Origin of the sequence: Nitratireductor sp. OM-1 (assembly GCF_003296175.1) — a bacterium.
Classification (GTDB): Bacteria; Pseudomonadota; Alphaproteobacteria; order Rhizobiales; family Rhizobiaceae; genus Nitratireductor; species Nitratireductor aquimarinus.
In genome coordinates, this window is record NZ_CP029208.1 from 1,073,709 (window position 1) to 1,090,296 (window position 16,588).

Consider the following 16,588-nt stretch of genomic DNA (forward strand, 5'->3'; position numbering starts at 1 on the left):
GATGCTCACCAACAGCGCGGATTAGCCTTCGTGCGTCCTGATGGACGCACGGCAATCCAGTTCTGCAAACAGGCCCGTGTCTACTGCTTCAGAAGACGGCAAAGCTCGTCGAGCTGCTCCAGCGAGCGATAGGCGATCCGCATTTCGCCGCCACGCTGCTTATGATTGATCACGACCTTGAGCCCTGTTTGATCACTCAGAAGCTTCTGAAGGGCCAGCGTGTCCGCGTCCTTTTCCTTCTTCGGCTCGCGCTCGGCCTTGCCTTCTTCCGCCGGCGCTGCGGCCAGAGCCTCAGCCTGGCGAACGGAAAGCCCGTCCTCGATGATACGCAGAGCAAGCGCAACCGGGTCCTGCGCCGTTACCAGCGTGCGCGCATGGCCAGCGGACAGGGATCCGTCGACAATGAGATCCGCCACGGCTTCCGGCAGTTTGAGCAGGCGAAGCGTGTTCGCCACATGGCTGCGGCTCTTGCCGATCACCTGGCCGAGATCCGCCTGCGTATAGCTGTGCTCATCGATCAGCTGCTGATAGCCACGCGCTTCTTCGATCGCGTTCAGGTCCGCGCGCTGCACGTTCTCGATAATGGCCAGCTCTAGCGCGGCCTTGTCATCCACCTCGCGCAGAATGACCGGAACCTCGGTCAGACCTGCCCGCTGTGCGGCGCGCCAGCGGCGTTCACCCGCAATGATTTCAAACCGGCCCGGCGCATCGCCGGAACGAACCACCACCGGCTGCACGATGCCATGCTCACGGATCGACTGGGCGAGATCACCCAGATCACCCTCGGCAAACAGACGGCGCGGGTTGCGCGGGTTTGGCGAAATGAACTCGATCGGCACCGAACGGTCAGCCCGCACGGCTTCCTTCTGCACGGTTTCCGGCTTGTCCATCTCTCCGATCAGAGCGGCCAGACCGCGCCCCAGACGCTTGCGTGAAGGATCTTCGTTCATGTCAAAACACCATCAGCCACAAAACTCATTTAACCGCCCGCCCGATGAAATCGAACTCAGGCAGCCTGCAACCGCCGTTCACGACGGATCACTTCAGAAGCCAGCTGTAGATAAGCCTGGCTACCGGTGCATTTCAGATCGTAGAGCAACGCCGGCTTCCCATAGGACGGCGCCTCGGAAACACGCACATTGCGCGGAATGACCGTGTCGTAGACAGTCTCGCCCATATGCGCCCGCACATCCGCCACCACCTGGTTGGCGAGATTGTTGCGCTGGTCGAACATTGTCAGGACAATGCCCTGAATGCCCAGATGCGGATTGATCGAGGCACGCACCTGCTCAACCGTCTCAAGAAGCTGGCTCAGCCCCTCCAGCGCGAAGAACTCGCACTGCAGCGGAACTAGGATGGAATCGGCTGCCGCCATCGCATTCAGCGTCAGGAGGTTCAGGGATGGCGGGCAATCGACCAGCACGTAGGAATAGGGAATTCCGTCCTGATTCAATGCGTTACGCAGTTTCAGAACACGGTCCGGCGCGCTCGAGATCTCCATCTCGATGCCCAGAAGATCAAGCGTCGAGGCCACGATGGAAAGGCCGGGAACAGCAGTTTCCATCGCTGCTTCCATGATGCCCGCCCCACCGGTCAACACATCATAGGACGAAACGAGACGCTTCTGACGGTCAATGCCCAGCCCGGTGCTGGCATTGCCCTGCGGATCAAGATCGACAACCAGAACGTTTTCGCCAATCGCGGCAAGCGCGGTTGCCAGATTGATGGCTGTGGTTGTCTTGCCAACCCCGCCCTTCTGGTTTGCGACTGTGATGATTCGCGTACCGCTATTCATCGCTGCTGCTACCTCGAATAGACTCGACTGAAAGGTTCCGCGACGATCCCGGCTAAAGCCGAACAGGATTCTTTACTTCGAGAATGATGGCTGCCGCATCAACCTTATCTTTGTGTTCTACCAGATCGAATCGCCACGCGTTACCGCTTTCTTCCACTTCCCTCCGGTAATCCCGGCCTTTGTGAAAGAGCGCACGCGCACCCTGGCTCAACCAGGGCTCTGTCAGCTCGAGAAGCAGCGAAAGCGGAGCCAAAGCCCGTGCCGTAACGATCTCCGGGGCCTCGATGAGGCTGTAGCAGTCGTCGATTCGCTTTGCATGAACCTTTGGCTGAACCCCGACCTCGTTGAGCGACGATACAAGAAAGGCTGCTTTCTTGCGGTTGCTTTCAACCAGATGGACTTCAGCGCCCGGCTTTTCAGCAAGAAGGATTGCCATTACCGCGCCGGGAAAACCACCGCCCGACCCGACATCGAGCCATTTCCCAGCATCCGGTGCGAGCCGCAGAAGCTGCGCGCTATCCAGGATATGGCGCTCCCACAAGGTCTCAAGCGTTGACGGGGCGGCCAGATTGATTCGTCTCGACCAGTGTCGGAAAATTTCCTCAAACGCAACCAGACGATCAAATGTTTCACGTGAAACTGGCCCAGCGATCTCCACAAGCTGATCAAAACGCGACGTCGCCATTATGCAGCGCCCCGCTCTGTCTCAAACTGGCGCAGCGTGGCAATGATCAGTGCCAGAGCTGCCGGTGTCATCCCATCGATCCGCTGGGCGTCAGCAATGCTCCGCGGACGCCGGGCCGCAAGCTTCTGCTTGAGTTCATTGGACAATCCCACAATCGTGTCGAACGTCATATCATCCGGTATGAGCCGCGCTTCTTCACGCCGCAACATCGCCGCGTCACTTCCCTGTCGTTCCAGATAGACAGCGTACCGCGCCTCCGTCTCGACGAGCTCCGCAAGCTTCGGGGGGATAGAGGAGAAGTCGTTCCAGATGGTAGTAAGTCGGCTCATATCGATATTCGGATAGGATAGTAGATCATAGGCGGAGCGCCGGACACCATCTTTGTTCAGCGCTATGCCATGACGCTCGGCTTCATTGGGGCTCAGGTCACGGCTCTTGATCAGCGCTCGCGCATTGTCCAGCGCCGTCTGCATCTCGCTGAAGCGCTTCCGACGTTCTGACGACGCAATGCCCAGTTCCATGGCCAGAGGCGTCAGGCGCATATCCGCATTGTCTGCCCGCAGCGACAGGCGATATTCCGCGCGCGAGGTGAACATGCGATAGGGTTCACTCACACCGCGCGTCACCAGATCGTCGATCATCACGCCGATATAGGCATCCGCCCGGCCGAGGGTGGTCATGCCGGTGCCGGACGCCGACCGCGCTGCATTGATGCCGGCAAGAATCCCTTGGGCTGCAGCCTCTTCATAACCGGTCGTGCCGTTGATCTGTCCCGCCAGGAACAGCCCCTTCACCCGCCGGGTCTCAAGCGTCGGTTCGAGATCTCGCGGATCCACATGGTCATATTCAATCGCATATCCCGGCTGAAGCACCACGGTCTCAGCCAAGCCGGGAATGGTCTTGAGAAGCGCGACCTGCGCATCTTCAGGCAGCGAAGTCGAAATACCGTTCGGATAAACCGTGTGGTCATCGAGACCTTCCGGCTCCAGGAATATCTGATGCCCTTCCCTGTCGCCAAACTTGACGATCTTGTCTTCAATGGACGGACAATAGCGCGGTCCGATTCCGTCAATCGCGCCGGAGTACATGGCCGAGCGATGCAGATTGTCCCGGATCACCTGATGGGTTTCCGGTGTCGTTCGCGTGATGCCGCACTCTATCTGCCGATTCACAATCCCGTCTGTCAGCAGGGAGAATGGCGTCGGATCGTCGTCCGCTGGCTGCATGTCGAGCGATACCCATTCAATCGTACGACCGTCCAACCTGGGCGGGGTCCCCGTCTTCAAACGCCCGAGCCTGAAGCCCGCCGCTTCCATAGAGAGCGACAGGCGCTCGGCAGCCTGCTCATTCATGCGCCCGGCCGGTATCGTCTTTTCACCGATGTGGATGAGGCCGCGTAGAAACGTGCCAGTGGTCAACACGACAGAGCCACAGTTGAGATGACGCTCTCCGGACACAACGACACCCGTGACCCGCCCCGCATCGATGACCAGTTCCAGCGCCTCGCCTTCGATCACTTCGAGATTCTCTTGAGAACGGATCGCCTCCTGCACAGCAGCCCGATAGAGCTTGCGATCTGCCTGTGTACGCGGGCCGCGAACTGCCGGACCCTTGCGGCGATTGAGTAAACGAAACTGAATGCCAGCGGCGTCTGCCGCACGTCCCATAATGCCGTCCAGCGCATCGACTTCCCGAACAAGGTGCCCCTTGCCAAGCCCACCGATTGCCGGGTTGCAGGACATCGCGCCGATGGTGTCGAAGCGAAGTGTAACCAGCGCGGTCTTTGCACCGCTGCGCGCAGAGGCGGATGCCGCTTCAGCGCCGGCGTGCCCGCCACCGATCACAATCACATCAAAGGTTTCATTCGTCATTATTCATATCCATCTGCGCTGCGCAAACGTCTCGACCAGAGAAGAAAGCTGGCTGGATTTAAGGACATTGGCATTGGGACGTTGGATGACATGTCCTTTTCCAACCCATCAGTCAAGAGATTTGAGTTGGTTGGGTTTCACGTGAAACAATGAGTCAAGACTGTTCAATCCCCTATCCCGTGTTTCACGTGAGTCATCGCTAAATCAATCAACACTGTTTCACGTGAGTCACGATTTATCGTGCATGTTTCACGTGAGTCATTTGCCAATACAGAACTGCGAGAAAATCGTGTCGAGGAGGTCCTCGACATCAATGCTTCCAGAGATGCGTCCCAGCGCATCTGCAGAAAGTCGCAGCTCTTCCGCGCGTAGTTCGAGTGGTGTGTCCTCGGACGCGATTGCTGTCTTCGCATGACGTGCGGCTTTTTCAATCAGTTGTACGTGACGCTGCCTGAACGGCAGGATTTCGGTCGCGTTCCGGGTCGCATCCCCCACCCGCTTGCGTAGCTCTGCCAGAAGAGCATCGATCCCTTCACCGGATTTGACCGAGATCTCAAAGTCGTAGTCCCGCTGATTTCGATCTTTGGCCGGAAGATCAGCCTTGTTTCCGACCCGTAGAGAAGGTGCATCGGCCGGTGCTTCCACAGTGTCTTCAGCAGACATGTCTTCGAGAACAAGGATCAGATCCGCGTCTTTCGCTCTGCTGATCGCGCGTTCGATCCCGAGTGCTTCAACGCGGCCGGGGTTCTTCCGAATGCCAGCCGTATCCGTCAGGATCACTTTCGCGCCGTCAATATCGAGTGCGGTCTCCAGCGCATCGCGCGTGGTTCCTGGCTCATCCGTCACGATGGCGATATCGCGTTGAGCAAGCGCATTGAGAAGGCTGGATTTTCCGGCATTGGGCGCACCGAGAATCACGACGCGGTATCCCTCTCTGATGATCTCGGCATTCCGATATCCGGCGGCATGCGCCCTCAAGGATCGGTGCAGCGCAGTGACATCATCCCAGACCTGCTCCGCAACCGAACCCGGAACGTCTTCCTCGTCCGAGAAATCAAGCTCCGCCTCGATCATGGCGCGGGCCTGAATAAGTGTCCTGCGCCAGCCATCGTAGAGTGCGCGATGCCGTGTCTCTGCATTGGCCAGCGCAAAGCGGCGCTGCGCTTCTGTTTCTGCGGCAATCAGGTCGGAAAGCGCTTCTGCTTCCGTGAGGTCGAATTTTCCGTTCAAGAAGGCGCGTCGGGTAAACTCTCCGGCTTCTGCCAGACGAAACCCTGCAAAGCCGGCCAGCGCGTCAAGCACTGCCTGAACCACGGCGCGTCCACCATGCAGATGCAGCTCCGCACAATCCTCACCTGTGAAACTGTGCGGACCCGGAAAGAAGAGAACAAGCCCCCGATCGAGAAGCACGCCGTCACGATTGTGGATCCTGCGCAACGCAGCCTGTCGCGCTACAGGCAAGGCACCCGCCATTTCGTCAAGGGCCTGACGGGTGCCTTCGCCGGAAAGGCGCACCACGGCGACCCCCGATGGCAGTCCACCGCTGGAAAGTGCGAATATCGTTGCCCGCATCTGAATTGCCCTTACGTCCAAAGCGCCCTACCGTGCCGGTAGATATTTTCCATAACGATCCGATGTGCAAGGAATCCTGATGGCTCTGCCAGCAAAAAATCTGCTTTCCAACGAAACCAGCCCCTATCTGTTGCAGCACAAGGATAATCCGGTCCATTGGCGCCCCTGGTCTGCGGAAGCACTTCAGGAAGCCCGGGAGACGGACCGTCCCATTCTTCTCTCCGTTGGATACGCCGCGTGCCATTGGTGTCACGTGATGGCTCATGAGTCATTCGAGAATCCAAAAGTTGCGGAGGCCATGAACCGGCACTTCGTCAATATCAAGGTGGATCGGGAAGAGCGGCCGGAGATCGATCAGATCTATATGGCGGCCCTGTCTGCGACCGGCGAGCAAGGCGGTTGGCCGCTGACCATGTTTCTCGATTCGGACGGAAGCCCGTTCTGGGGCGGCACCTATTTCCCGCCTGAGCAGCGGTATGGCCGGGCTGGCTTCCTCCAGGTGCTCAAGGCGGTCAATGCAGCCTGGAAGAACAAGCGCACCGATCTCCTGAAGAGTGCCACGGCGTTGAAGTCGCATGTCGAGAGTCGGCTCTCCCCCGCTTCCGGTCGCTCCGCCTCCCCTTCTGCGCTGCTGGATGATCTTGCGCCGAAAATTCTGCGCATGATCGACATGGAACTGGGCGGCCTTCGCGGTGCCCCAAAATTCCCCAATGTCCCGTTCATGCGCATACTCTGGCTTCAGGCGCTTCAATCCGGCGATGTTTCTTCTAAAGAAGCGGTTCTGTTCAGCCTCAAATCCATGCTTTCGGGCGGTATTTACGATCATGTAGGCGGTGGCCTCGCGCGTTATGCGACAGACGATCAGTGGATCGTCCCGCATTTCGAGAAAATGCTCTACGACAACGCACAGCTCCTTCGCATGCTGTGCTGGGCGTATGGCGAAACCCAAAATGAATTGTTTCGGTATCGAATCGAAGAAACCGTCGGCTGGTTGCTCCGCGAGATGCGGGACGTGGATGGCGCGTTCATATCCAGTCTGGACGCGGATACTGAAGGCGTTGAGGGGCAAACCTATCTCTGGACGGAAGAAGAGCTCAGTTCCGTCCTGGGTGCGGACGCAAATCGCTTTCTGGAAGTCTTCTCGGTCGCTCAACCGGAAGGCTGGGAGGGCGCGCCGATCCTGCATCGTCGTTCGACGCCGGAGTCTCAGGGGCGTGAGACAGAAACCGCGCTGCGCAGCATGCTCGACAGACTGCTTGAAGCCCGCAACTCCCGTGCCCAACCGGGGCGTGATGACAAGATTCTGGTCGACTGGAACGGCCTCACGATCACAGCTCTCGCCGAAGCCGGTCGCACCCTTGGGCGCCGGGACTGGATTGAAGCTGCGCAAACGGCTTTTCGTTTCGTATGCGAATCGATGAATCACGGCCGCCTGCCCCACAGCATCCGCGCCGGGAACCGGGTCTTTCCCGGGCTCACCAGCGATTATGCCTGCATGATTTCCGCTGCAGCGGCGCTTTATCAGGCGACAGGCGATGCAACACTACTCGCACAGGCAGATGCCTGGCGCGCGGTGTTGGATGAATGGCACGCGGATGCTGATGCGACAGGCTATTTTCTGACCGCTTCAGACGCCGGCGACGTGCCGATGCGCATTCGCGGCGATGTGGATGAGGCCATCCCGTCGGCCACCAGCCAGTGCATAGAAGCGCTCCTTGCCCTCTCCGTGCTCCACAACGGCGCTCTCGGCGCCCATCTGGGCCATGTCGTTGAAAAGGCGCTCGGGCGCGCTGCGAGCCAGACCTATGGCCAGGCGGGCACTGTCTATGCTGCGGCTCTGGCGGAAGAACCCATGAAGCTGGTCATGGTCGAACCGGATGCGGAACAGGTTTTTGTTCCGGTAGCGAATCGACATCTGGATCCACGCCGTTTCGACATCGTTCTCTCTGGAGCGAAAGAAGCGATGGAACTGCCCGGCGGCGTCACCGTCGATCCGAAACGGAAAGCGGCCTATCTGTGCGTCGGCCAGACCTGCCTGCCCCCATTCGACACCGCCAATGCACTGGAAGAGGCGTTGCGCAGAAGGCACTGAGCAGGATTTTATGCTGAACAAAGAATTAAGGCGGCGTCACGGGAAACCGCGACGCCGCCTTTTCATTGCTGCCAGAACGGCAGATTTCGTCAAACCACCATCAGGTGTTCATCGAATCGAAGAATTCCGAATTGGTCTTGGTCTGCTTGAGCTTGTCGTTCAGGAACTCAATCGCGTCCGTGGTGCCCATCGGAGCCAGGATGCGGCGCAGAACGAAGATCTTCTGGAGATCCTGACGCGCGATGAGGAGGTCTTCCTTACGCGTACCGGACTTGAGAATATCGATGGCCGGGAAGATGCGCTTGTCGGCAACCTTGCGGTCCAGAACGATTTCCGAGTTGCCCGTGCCCTTGAACTCTTCGAAGATCACTTCGTCCATCCGGCTGCCCGTATCGATGAGCGCCGTGGCGATGATCGTCAGCGAGCCGCCCTCTTCGATGTTGCGCGCCGCACCGAAGAAGCGCTTGGGGCGCTGCAGGGCGTTGGCGTCCACACCACCGGTCAGAACCTTGCCGGAAGACGGCACGACCGTGTTGTAGGCGCGGCCAAGACGGGTGATCGAATCGAGCAGAATGACCACGTCGCGGCCATGCTCGACCAGACGCTTCGCCTTCTCGATGACCATTTCGGCAACCTGCACGTGGCGCGAGGCCGGCTCGTCGAAGGTCGAGGAGATGACCTCGCCATTCACCGAGCGCTGCATGTCGGTCACTTCTTCCGGACGTTCGTCAATCAGAAGAACGATCAGGAAGCATTCCGGGTGATTCGAGGTGATCGAATGGGCGATGTTCTGAAGGAGAACCGTCTTACCCGTGCGCGGCGGCGCGACGATCAGGCCACGCTGGCCCTTGCCGAGCGGCGCCACCAGGTCGATCACGCGCGCCGACAGGTCTTTCTTCGTCGGATCCTCGATTTCCATGTTCAGCCGCTCATCGGGATAGAGCGGTGTCAGGTTATCGAAGTGGATCTTGTGGCGGATCTTCTCCGGATCCTCAAAATTGATCGTGTTGACCTTGAGAAGGGCGAAATAGCGTTCGCCTTCCTTGGGGCTGCGGATCGGACCCTCGACCGTATCGCCCGTCTTCAGCGAGAAGCGGCGGATCTGGGAGGGGGAGATGTAGATATCGTCCGGACCCGGCAGATAGTTGGCGGTTGCGGAGCGGAGGAAGCCGAAGCCATCCTGCAACACTTCCACGACGCCTTCGCCGATGATCTCGATATCCTGCGTGGAGAGCTTCTTCAAAATCGCGAACATCAGCTCCTGCTTGCGCATGATGCTGGCGTTCTCGACCTCAAGCGATTCTGCGAACGCAATGAGATCGGTCGGCGATTTGCTTTTCAGCTCTTGGAGTTTCATTTCCTGCATGTGCGGACTCTGGAAAGGCAAACAAAAAGATGGGGGTAGGCGTATTTGAAGCCAGCCGGTTTCACTCGGAACGGAAGATGTGCGTGGAACCGGACAAAAAGGAAGGAACCGACTCTTAGCGCCGTCTTGTTCAAAGGGCAAGACGGCATCGCCGGTTCCGCATCAAAGGCAGTCTGTCAAACCCGTATCAGAAGGGTTTGACGATAACAAGCACGACAATAACGATCATCAGAAGCGTCGGCGCTTCGTTCATTATACGCCAATGACGGGCGGGCTTGGTGTTCTGATCAGCCGCAAAGCGGCGAACGGAAGCCGAAAAATAGCCGTGTACGCCGGACATGGCGATAACAAGCGCGATCTTTGCGTGCAGCCAGCCGCCCGAAAAGCCGAAACCGTCCCAGGCCAGCCACAGGCCGAAAACCCAGGTCACAATCATGGCCGGGTTGATGATCAGCCGTAACAGACGCTGCTCCATCACCTTGAATGTCTCGGATTTCTCCGAACCCGGCTCGGCATCCGCGTGATAGACGAACAGCCGCGGCAGGTAGAGCATGCCTGCCATCCAGGCAATCACGGCGATCACATGGATGGCCTTCGCCCAGAGATAGAAACCGGACGGATTGTAGAAAAACAGAAGCGCCGTCAGGCCGATGAAAATCGCCAGCGCCGTGAAGGCCCTGCCCGCAGCTTTCTTGCCGCCCGTGTCACTCGCAGCCATCACTCGGCCTCCCTGATCTGCTTCAGCATGGCTTCCACATGCTCAACCGGCGTCTTGGGCGTGATGCCGTGGCCGAGGTTGAAGATGAAGGGTCCATGTCTCAGGGCGTCCAGAATGGCCGTCACGCCCTCGTGGAGCGCCTCTCCGCCCGCAATCAGCCTCAGGGGGTCCAGATTGCCCTGAACGGCTCCCTCGGCCTGCAGACGGCGCGCTGTGCCCAACGGAACGGTCCAGTCGAGGCCCAGCGCCGTCACGCCCGTCTCCCGGCGATAGCCCGCATAATGCGCGCCCGCGCCCTTGGGAAAGCCGATGATCGGCACATCGGGGTGCTTTTCGCGCACTTTCGCCACGATCCGCGCCATCGGCTTCACGCACCAGCGCTCGAAAGAGAGCTCATCGAGAACACCGGCCCAGGAATCGAAGATCTGAACCGCATCCGCGCCCGCATCGATCTGGCGGATCAGATATTCGGCCGAACAGTCCGCAAGACAGTCGATCAGCGCGGAGAAGGCCTCCGGCTGTTCCAGAGCGAACATGCGGGCCGGCGCCTGGTCCGGCGTTCCATGCCCGGCGATCATGTAAGTCGCCACCGTCCAGGGAGCGCCACAGAAGCCGAGCAGCGTCGTTTCGTCTGGAAGTTCCTTCCGAAGCCGCCGCACCGTCTCGTAGACCGGCGCCAGATGATCATGAAAACCGTCGGTTTCCAGCCTGGCGATGCCGCCGGCGTCGATTGGCGTCAGGAGCGGACCGCGCCCTTCCTCGAAGCGCAGATCGCGTCCGAGGGCATGAGGCACGACGAGAATGTCGGAAAACAGGATCGAAGCGTCGAAGTTGAAACGCCGGATCGGCTGTAGCGTCACTTCCACGGCCAGATCGGGATTGTAGCAGAGATCCAGAAACCCACCGGCGTGTTTCCGGGTTTCCCGGTATTCCGGCAGGTACCGCCCTGCCTGGCGCATCATCCATACGGGAGGCGGAAACACCGTCTCGCCTCTAAGCACGTCGAGGATTTTTCGCTGCCCCATCAGGATGCTCCACAGTCAGGATTCAAAAGATAATTACAGATCTGAAGATTCTTCTGATTCTTAGACTCTGTTTGTAATGTGGATTCAAATCTGTCCACGGTTTCGCGCATCGCCCCTTCGGTCTTATTGCCGCGCCCCATGGCAATGCACATCTTCAGAAGAACGGGGATAATGCGGATTCAGCACGCAGATTCAATAGGCTGAGCCAATTTCATTTTCCCGCGTGTGGTGGACAATGAAGGAAGGTTCGGGGATTGTCGATTGTTCTCCACATGGGCGCATCACAATTCACACCGGGCTGATCTGTGGAAGACTCTATGGACTTATCCAGAGGCGCGGCCTCGCCATTTTTTTGAGCCCGCGTTATCAACAATCATCCACATGGCGGGGCAGAAAACCGTGCAACAGCCGCAGCGCTTCTTCCATCTTCACATGATTTCTGATGCGACCGGAGAGACTCTTCTGGCCGCTGGACGCGCCGCAGCCGCGCAATACAAGGATGCGCGGGCGATCGAGCACATCTACCCGCTGATTCGAAATGAGAAGCAGCTGGCCCGCGTGCTCGATGAAGTGGAGCGCGAGCCGGGCATTGTTCTCTACACAGTGGTGGATCAGAAACTCGCCCGGCAGGTGGATGAAAGCTGTGCCGCGCTCGGCCTGCCCTGCGTTTCCGTGCTCGAACCGGTGCTGATGGTTTTCCAGTCCTATCTGGGAACACCCGCCGGACGGCGCATGGGCGCGCAGCATGTGCTGGATGCGCAGTATTTCCACCGCATCGAAGCGCTCAATTTCACCATGGAGCATGATGACGGGCAGCTTCCGCTGAACATTGAAGATGCGGACGTTGTGCTTGTGGGTATCTCCCGCACATCCAAGACGCCCACCAGCATCTATCTGGCGAACCGCGGTGTGAAGACCGCCAATGTTCCCATCGTTCTGGACATGAAGCTTCCCGAAGCGCTGGCAGAGGCCAAGAGGCCGCTGATCGTCGGCCTCGTTGCTTCCGCCGAGCGCATTTCACAGATCCGCCAGAACCGCATTCTGGGCTCTGTGGATGAAACAGCCTTCAATCCCTACACGGACCGCGCAACAATCTCGCGCGAGATTGCCTATGCGCGCCAGCTTTGCAGCCGGCATGGCTGGCCGGTGATCGACGTTTCGCGCCGGTCTATTGAAGAAACGGCAGCCGCCATTCTCGCATTGTATGCGAAGTCACGAGAAAACAGAGGGTGACACCATGACAGACAAGCCCGCCATCATCCTGGCGTCGGGAAGCGCCTTTCGTCAGAAAATGCTGCGCGATGCCGGCGTCACGTTTCGCGTCGAACGGTCCGAGATCGACGAGCGCGCTGTGGAAAACACGCTGGAAGGAAGCGGCGCGGATCCTGAAACCGTCGCCCAGGTGCTTGCCGAAGCCAAGGCCGTGGACGTTTCCGAGCGCTCCCCCGGCGCGCTTGTCATCGGTGCGGACCAGACCCTGTCGCTCGGTGATGAAGTCTTCCACAAGCCGGCAGACATGGAAGGCGCGCGCCGGCATCTTCTGAAACTTTCGGGCCGCACCCATCAGCTCAACAGCGCCGTCGTCATCGCGCGCGATGGCGAGGTGATCTGGCGGCATGTGGGCATAGCGCGCCTCACCATGCGCGATCTCGATCCCGCTTTCATCGGTCGGCATCTTTCCAGTGTGGGCGAAAACGCCCTGCACAGCGTGGGCGCTTATCAGATCGAAGGTGAAGGCATTCAGCTTTTCGAAAAGATCGAAGGCGACACCTTCACGATTGTCGGCCTGCCGCTCCTGCCGCTTCTGGCCGAGCTGCGCACGCTGGGGGCGATCGATGGCTGATATTCACGCCTTCGTCTGCGGGCATCCCATCGCGCATTCCCGCTCGCCGCTCATTCATGGCTACTGGCTTCATAAGCACGGCATCGCCGGCAGCTATGAAAAGCTGGATGTCGCACCGCTCGATTTTCCGGCGTTTCTCGCTGGCCTGTCATCTTCCGTATATGCCGGTGGCAACGTCACCCTGCCCCACAAGGAAGCAGCCTTTCAGGGTGTCGACAAGCGCGACGAGGCCGCCGAGATGATCGGCGCCGTCAACACGCTGTGGTTCGAGGGGGGAAAACTCATTGGTGGAAACACGGACGCCTATGGTTTTTCTGCAAATCTGAGCGCCATCGCTCCCGGCTGGACGTCTGGCGAGACCGTCGTGGTGCTGGGTGCAGGCGGTGCGGCGCGCGCCATCATCCACGCCATCCAGAAGGCCGGCTACCGCAACATTCGGGTGGTCAATCGCACCATTGAGCGGGCCGAGGAGCTGGCGCAGCGTTTCGGAACGGGCGTCAGCGCCCATGGCTGGGACGCGCTTCCGGCACTTCTGTCCGATGCGCATCTTCTGGTGAACACGAGCGCGCTCGGCATGACCGGCAAACCGCCGCTGGAGATTTCGCTCGATCCAATGCCTGAAGGCGCGGTCGTCAGCGACATTGTCTATGCGCCGATCAAGACGGACCTGCTTGCCGCCGCCGAGGCGCGCGGGCTCACGCCGGTCGACGGGCTGGGCATGCTGCTGCATCAGGCCGTGCCCGGTTTCGAGCGCTGGTTCGGCGTGCGGCCAGAGGTCACCGGGGCCCTGCGCACGCATGTTCTGTCCGATGGAGAACAGGCGTGACAGTCATTCTCGGCCTTACCGGCTCCATCGGCATGGGGAAATCCACAACCGGCCGCATGTTTGTGGACGAAGGCGTGCCGGTGCACGATTCCGATGCTGCGGTTCACAGGCTCTATGCGGGTGCGGCTGCACCGCTCATCGAGGCGCGTTTCCCCGGAACCGTTGTTGACGGCGCGGTGGATCGTGAACGACTGGCCAGGGCCGTTTTGGGGAAACCCGAAGCCTTCAAGGCGCTGGAAGAGATCATCCATCCACTGGTGCGTCAGGATGCAGACGCCTTCGTTGCCGAAAACAGGCAAAAGGGAACGCCCATTGTCGTGCTCGACATACCGCTCCTGTTCGAAACGGGCGGTGAGGATCGTGTTGATCGCATTGTTGTCGTCACTGCGCCGGCTGAAGAGCAGCGCAGCCGGGTTCTGTCACGCCCCGGCATGACGGAAGAAAAGTTCGCCGCGATCCTTGCCCGTCAGGTGCCGGATGCGGAAAAGCGCGCGCGCGCCGACTTCATCATCGACACGGGCAATGGGATGGAAGCGGCGCGCGATGCCGTGAAATCGGTGATCGCAGCACTTTCCCCAGCCGAAACACCATCCCCATAAGGCCATGCTTGCGTCACCCGCATCGGGTGCGCATGTTGCCCACGAACTGGCGCTCTGGAGCGAATGAATGCGCGAAATCGTTTTCGATACGGAAACTACGGGTCTCGACAACAATCTGGATCGGGTGATCGAGATCGGCTGTGTCGAGCTGGACAATCGTTTTCCCACGGGGCGTTTCCTGCATCATTACATCAATGCGCAGGGCCGTTCGGTTCACCCGGAGGCGCAGGCGGTTCACGGAATTTCCGATGCCGATCTCGCCGATAAGCCGGTGTTTGGCGCGGTTCTGCAAGAATTTCTGGAATTCATCGACGGCGCAAAGCTGGTCGCCCACAATGCGAACTTCGATATCGGCTTCATCAACGCCGAATTCGACCGGCTGGGCGTTCCCCCGGTGGAGCCCTCGCTTGTGGTCGATACGCTGGCCATCGCGCGGCGCAAACACCCGATGGGGCCGAATTCGCTCGATGCGCTGTGCCGTCGCTATGGCATCGACAACAGCCGCCGCACCAAGCACGGCGCTCTCCTCGACGCCGAACTTCTCGCCGAAGTCTATATCGAGCTGATCGGCGGCAAGCAGGCCGCTCTTGGTCTGGAGATTTCAGGCGGTGGCGACAATGCGGGCGAAAGCGCGCTGGCCGCTTCCGTCGCCCTCTCGGCGCGACCGACCCCCCTTCCCCCGCGCATCAGCGAGGAAGAGCGCGCCGCTCATGAGGCGCTGGTTGAAAAGCTCGGCGAAAAATCGCTCTGGCACAATCTGCGCGCCTGAAGTCAGGAAATTTTCCGGAAAATCCCGGCTTTCTTTGAAAATCGAAGAATCCTGCGCCAGAAATGATTCGGGGCGGCGCCCGAAAGCGCCACCCCGAAAAAACTCAGAAAATCTGGCTGGATCAGGAAACCTGAACCTGGCCCTTTGCCTGTTCCTCGGCAACGCGCTGCTGGAACATGCGGGCAAAGTCGATCGGGTCGATCATCAGCGGCGGGAAGCCACCGGCGCGGGTTGCGTCGGCGATGACCTGACGTGCGAACGGGAAGAGCAGACGCGGGCACTCGATGAAGAGAACCGGCAGCATGTGCTCCTGCGGGAAACCGGCAACGCGGAAGACACCGCCATAAACCAGCTCTACGTTGAACAGCACCTTGCCTTCGGCTTCTGCCTTGGCGTTGAGCGTCAGCACGACGTCATAGTCGGTCTCGCCAAGCGGGTTGGCGTTGACATTGACGTTGATGTTGATTGCCGGAGCTTCCGAACGACCGCGCAGAGACTGCGGAGCACCCGGGCTTTCGAAGGAAAGATCCTTCACATACTGGGTCAGAACGTTCAGTGCGGGCTGTGCGCCGTTACCGGCCTTTGCCGCTTCGTTCGCGCCTGCAGTGTTTTCTTCTGGTTTCTTGGCCATGCGTGTTCTTCCTCAAGCGTGGTTGGCAGCCGCGCGGCTCCCCGAAAATAATTGTCTGCTCGCTAGCATGGGCTTTGGCGCATGACAAGGCGCGGCGGGGTCGCGGGACGGTCCGCTTTAGTCGCGATCGGGTCCGCGCCAGGGCGATTTATCGTTCGGTTCGTCGCTGTAATCGTCTGCCGAAAGATCAATTGTCTGCGGCCCGGTGTCGCGTCGATAGGGGTTTTGGCGCTGTGCGCCGGCGCCTGCCGCCCCGCCCATGACGACGATCCGGCTGCGCAGGAATTTCCAGCCCATGTCGCGGATTGCCGGAATGAACAGGAGGAAACCGAGCGTATCGGTGATGAAACCGGGCGTGAGAAGAAGCACGCCGGCCACCATGATCATCATGCCATGCACGAGATCGCGGCCGGGAACGCCGCCCTCATTCATCGTTTCCTGAATGCGGCGAACCACGCCAAACCCTTGAATTCTCAGAAGGATGGAGCCTGTCACGGCTGTTATCAGAACCAGCGCCAGCGTGGGGAACACGCCGATCTGGCTGCCGACAACGACGAACATGGCGATCTCGCCCAACGGGATGGCGAGAAGGAGGAAGGGAACAATCGAAAATCGCACGAACTTGTTAGCCTTGTTGCCTGTTTAAGCGGATTCTGACCGTTCCATGCTGGTCAGTGGGGAAAACATAGGTATTCTGACCGAAAATTTGAATGATGGCGGTCTGCGTTCTATATGATTTCCGGTAAGGACGGGGTGCCGTCGCCTCTGCACCTGGCCTGAGCCGCCAGGTGCTGCG

16 protein-coding genes are annotated in these 16,588 nt (G+C 59.5%); 6 read left to right on the forward strand and 10 right to left on the reverse strand.

Annotated elements, in window-relative coordinates; translation table 11 throughout:
* Positions 1 to 80: 80 nt before the first annotated feature.
* The 5 genes from DEJ54_RS05095 to mnmE form a co-directional block, all read right to left on the reverse strand.
* A complete protein-coding gene (locus DEJ54_RS05095) occupies positions 81 to 950 on the reverse strand; it encodes a ParB/RepB/Spo0J family partition protein (RefSeq protein WP_113153611.1) in 870 nt (289 codons plus the stop codon).
* Between the two features lie 56 nt (positions 951 to 1,006).
* Positions 1,007 to 1,795: a ParA family protein gene (locus tag DEJ54_RS05100; protein ID WP_113153612.1), complete on the reverse strand. Its 789-nt coding sequence runs from the start codon at positions 1,793 to 1,795 to the stop codon at positions 1,007 to 1,009.
* Positions 1,796 to 1,847: 52 nt separating this feature from the next.
* Positions 1,848 to 2,480, reverse strand: coding sequence for a 16S rRNA (guanine(527)-N(7))-methyltransferase RsmG (rsmG, locus tag DEJ54_RS05105; RefSeq protein ID WP_113153613.1), 633 nt, complete (start codon positions 2,478 to 2,480; stop codon positions 1,848 to 1,850).
* Positions 2,480 to 4,351: a tRNA uridine-5-carboxymethylaminomethyl(34) synthesis enzyme MnmG gene (mnmG, locus tag DEJ54_RS05110; protein ID WP_113153614.1), complete on the reverse strand. Its 1,872-nt coding sequence runs from the start codon at positions 4,349 to 4,351 to the stop codon at positions 2,480 to 2,482. Before mnmG ends, rsmG begins: the two co-directional genes overlap by 1 nt.
* A gap of 258 nt (positions 4,352 to 4,609) precedes the next feature.
* On the reverse strand, positions 4,610 to 5,923 hold the full coding sequence (gene mnmE / locus DEJ54_RS05115; protein ID WP_113156096.1) for a tRNA uridine-5-carboxymethylaminomethyl(34) synthesis GTPase MnmE: 1,314 nt from the start codon (positions 5,921 to 5,923) through the stop codon (positions 4,610 to 4,612).
* 79 nt (positions 5,924 to 6,002) lie between these two features.
* Between mnmE and DEJ54_RS05120 the strand changes: the two genes are divergently transcribed.
* Positions 6,003 to 8,015, forward strand: coding sequence for a thioredoxin domain-containing protein (locus DEJ54_RS05120; protein ID WP_113153615.1), 2,013 nt, complete (start codon positions 6,003 to 6,005; stop codon positions 8,013 to 8,015).
* A gap of 100 nt (positions 8,016 to 8,115) precedes the next feature.
* On the opposite strand, the gene rho is transcribed toward DEJ54_RS05120, so the two are convergent.
* From rho to hemE, 3 genes are all read right to left on the reverse strand, one after another.
* Complete coding sequence (gene rho / locus DEJ54_RS05125) at positions 8,116 to 9,381, reverse strand: transcription termination factor Rho (RefSeq protein ID WP_113153616.1); 1,266 nt, start codon at positions 9,379 to 9,381, stop codon at positions 8,116 to 8,118.
* A 187-nt stretch (positions 9,382 to 9,568) separates the two neighbouring features.
* On the reverse strand, positions 9,569 to 10,099 hold the full coding sequence (gene hemJ / locus DEJ54_RS05130) for a protoporphyrinogen oxidase HemJ (RefSeq protein ID WP_113153617.1): 531 nt from the start codon (positions 10,097 to 10,099) through the stop codon (positions 9,569 to 9,571).
* On the reverse strand, positions 10,099 to 11,124 hold the full coding sequence (gene hemE / locus DEJ54_RS05135; protein WP_113153618.1) for a uroporphyrinogen decarboxylase: 1,026 nt from the start codon (positions 11,122 to 11,124) through the stop codon (positions 10,099 to 10,101). The genes hemJ and hemE overlap by 1 nt, the downstream gene beginning before the upstream one ends.
* A 399-nt stretch (positions 11,125 to 11,523) precedes the next feature.
* Between hemE and DEJ54_RS05140 the strand changes: the two genes are divergently transcribed.
* The 5 genes from DEJ54_RS05140 (at position 11,524) to dnaQ (ending at position 15,161) form a co-directional block, all read left to right on the forward strand.
* Entirely contained in the window at positions 11,524 to 12,357 is an 834-nt protein-coding gene (locus DEJ54_RS05140) for a pyruvate, water dikinase regulatory protein (RefSeq protein WP_113156097.1), read from the forward strand.
* A 4-nt stretch (positions 12,358 to 12,361) separates the two neighbouring features.
* Positions 12,362 to 12,967, forward strand: a complete 606-nt coding sequence (locus DEJ54_RS05145; protein ID WP_113153619.1) for a Maf-like protein — start codon at positions 12,362 to 12,364, stop codon at positions 12,965 to 12,967.
* Positions 12,960 to 13,793 carry a shikimate dehydrogenase gene (locus tag DEJ54_RS05150; RefSeq protein WP_113153620.1) on the forward strand — a complete coding sequence of 278 codons (834 nt, stop codon included), beginning with the start codon at positions 12,960 to 12,962 and terminating at the stop codon, positions 13,791 to 13,793. Before DEJ54_RS05145 ends, DEJ54_RS05150 begins: the two co-directional genes overlap by 8 nt.
* Positions 13,790 to 14,392: a dephospho-CoA kinase gene (coaE, locus tag DEJ54_RS05155; RefSeq protein WP_113153621.1), complete on the forward strand. Its 603-nt coding sequence runs from the start codon at positions 13,790 to 13,792 to the stop codon at positions 14,390 to 14,392. Before DEJ54_RS05150 ends, coaE begins: the two co-directional genes overlap by 4 nt.
* 67 nt (positions 14,393 to 14,459) lie before the next feature.
* Positions 14,460 to 15,161 (forward strand): DNA polymerase III subunit epsilon, encoded by a 702-nt coding sequence (gene dnaQ, locus DEJ54_RS05160; protein WP_113153622.1) that lies wholly within the window; start codon positions 14,460 to 14,462, stop codon positions 15,159 to 15,161.
* 121 nt (positions 15,162 to 15,282) lie between these two features.
* Here dnaQ and secB read toward each other — a convergent pair whose 3' ends face one another.
* On the reverse strand, positions 15,283 to 15,792 hold the full coding sequence (secB, locus tag DEJ54_RS05165) for a protein-export chaperone SecB (RefSeq protein WP_113153623.1): 510 nt from the start codon (positions 15,790 to 15,792) through the stop codon (positions 15,283 to 15,285).
* Positions 15,793 to 15,909: 117 nt separating this feature from the next.
* Positions 15,910 to 16,410 carry an FxsA family protein gene (locus DEJ54_RS05170; protein ID WP_113153624.1) on the reverse strand — a complete coding sequence of 167 codons (501 nt, stop codon included), beginning with the start codon at positions 16,408 to 16,410 and terminating at the stop codon, positions 15,910 to 15,912.
* Positions 16,411 to 16,588 lie beyond the last annotated feature (178 nt).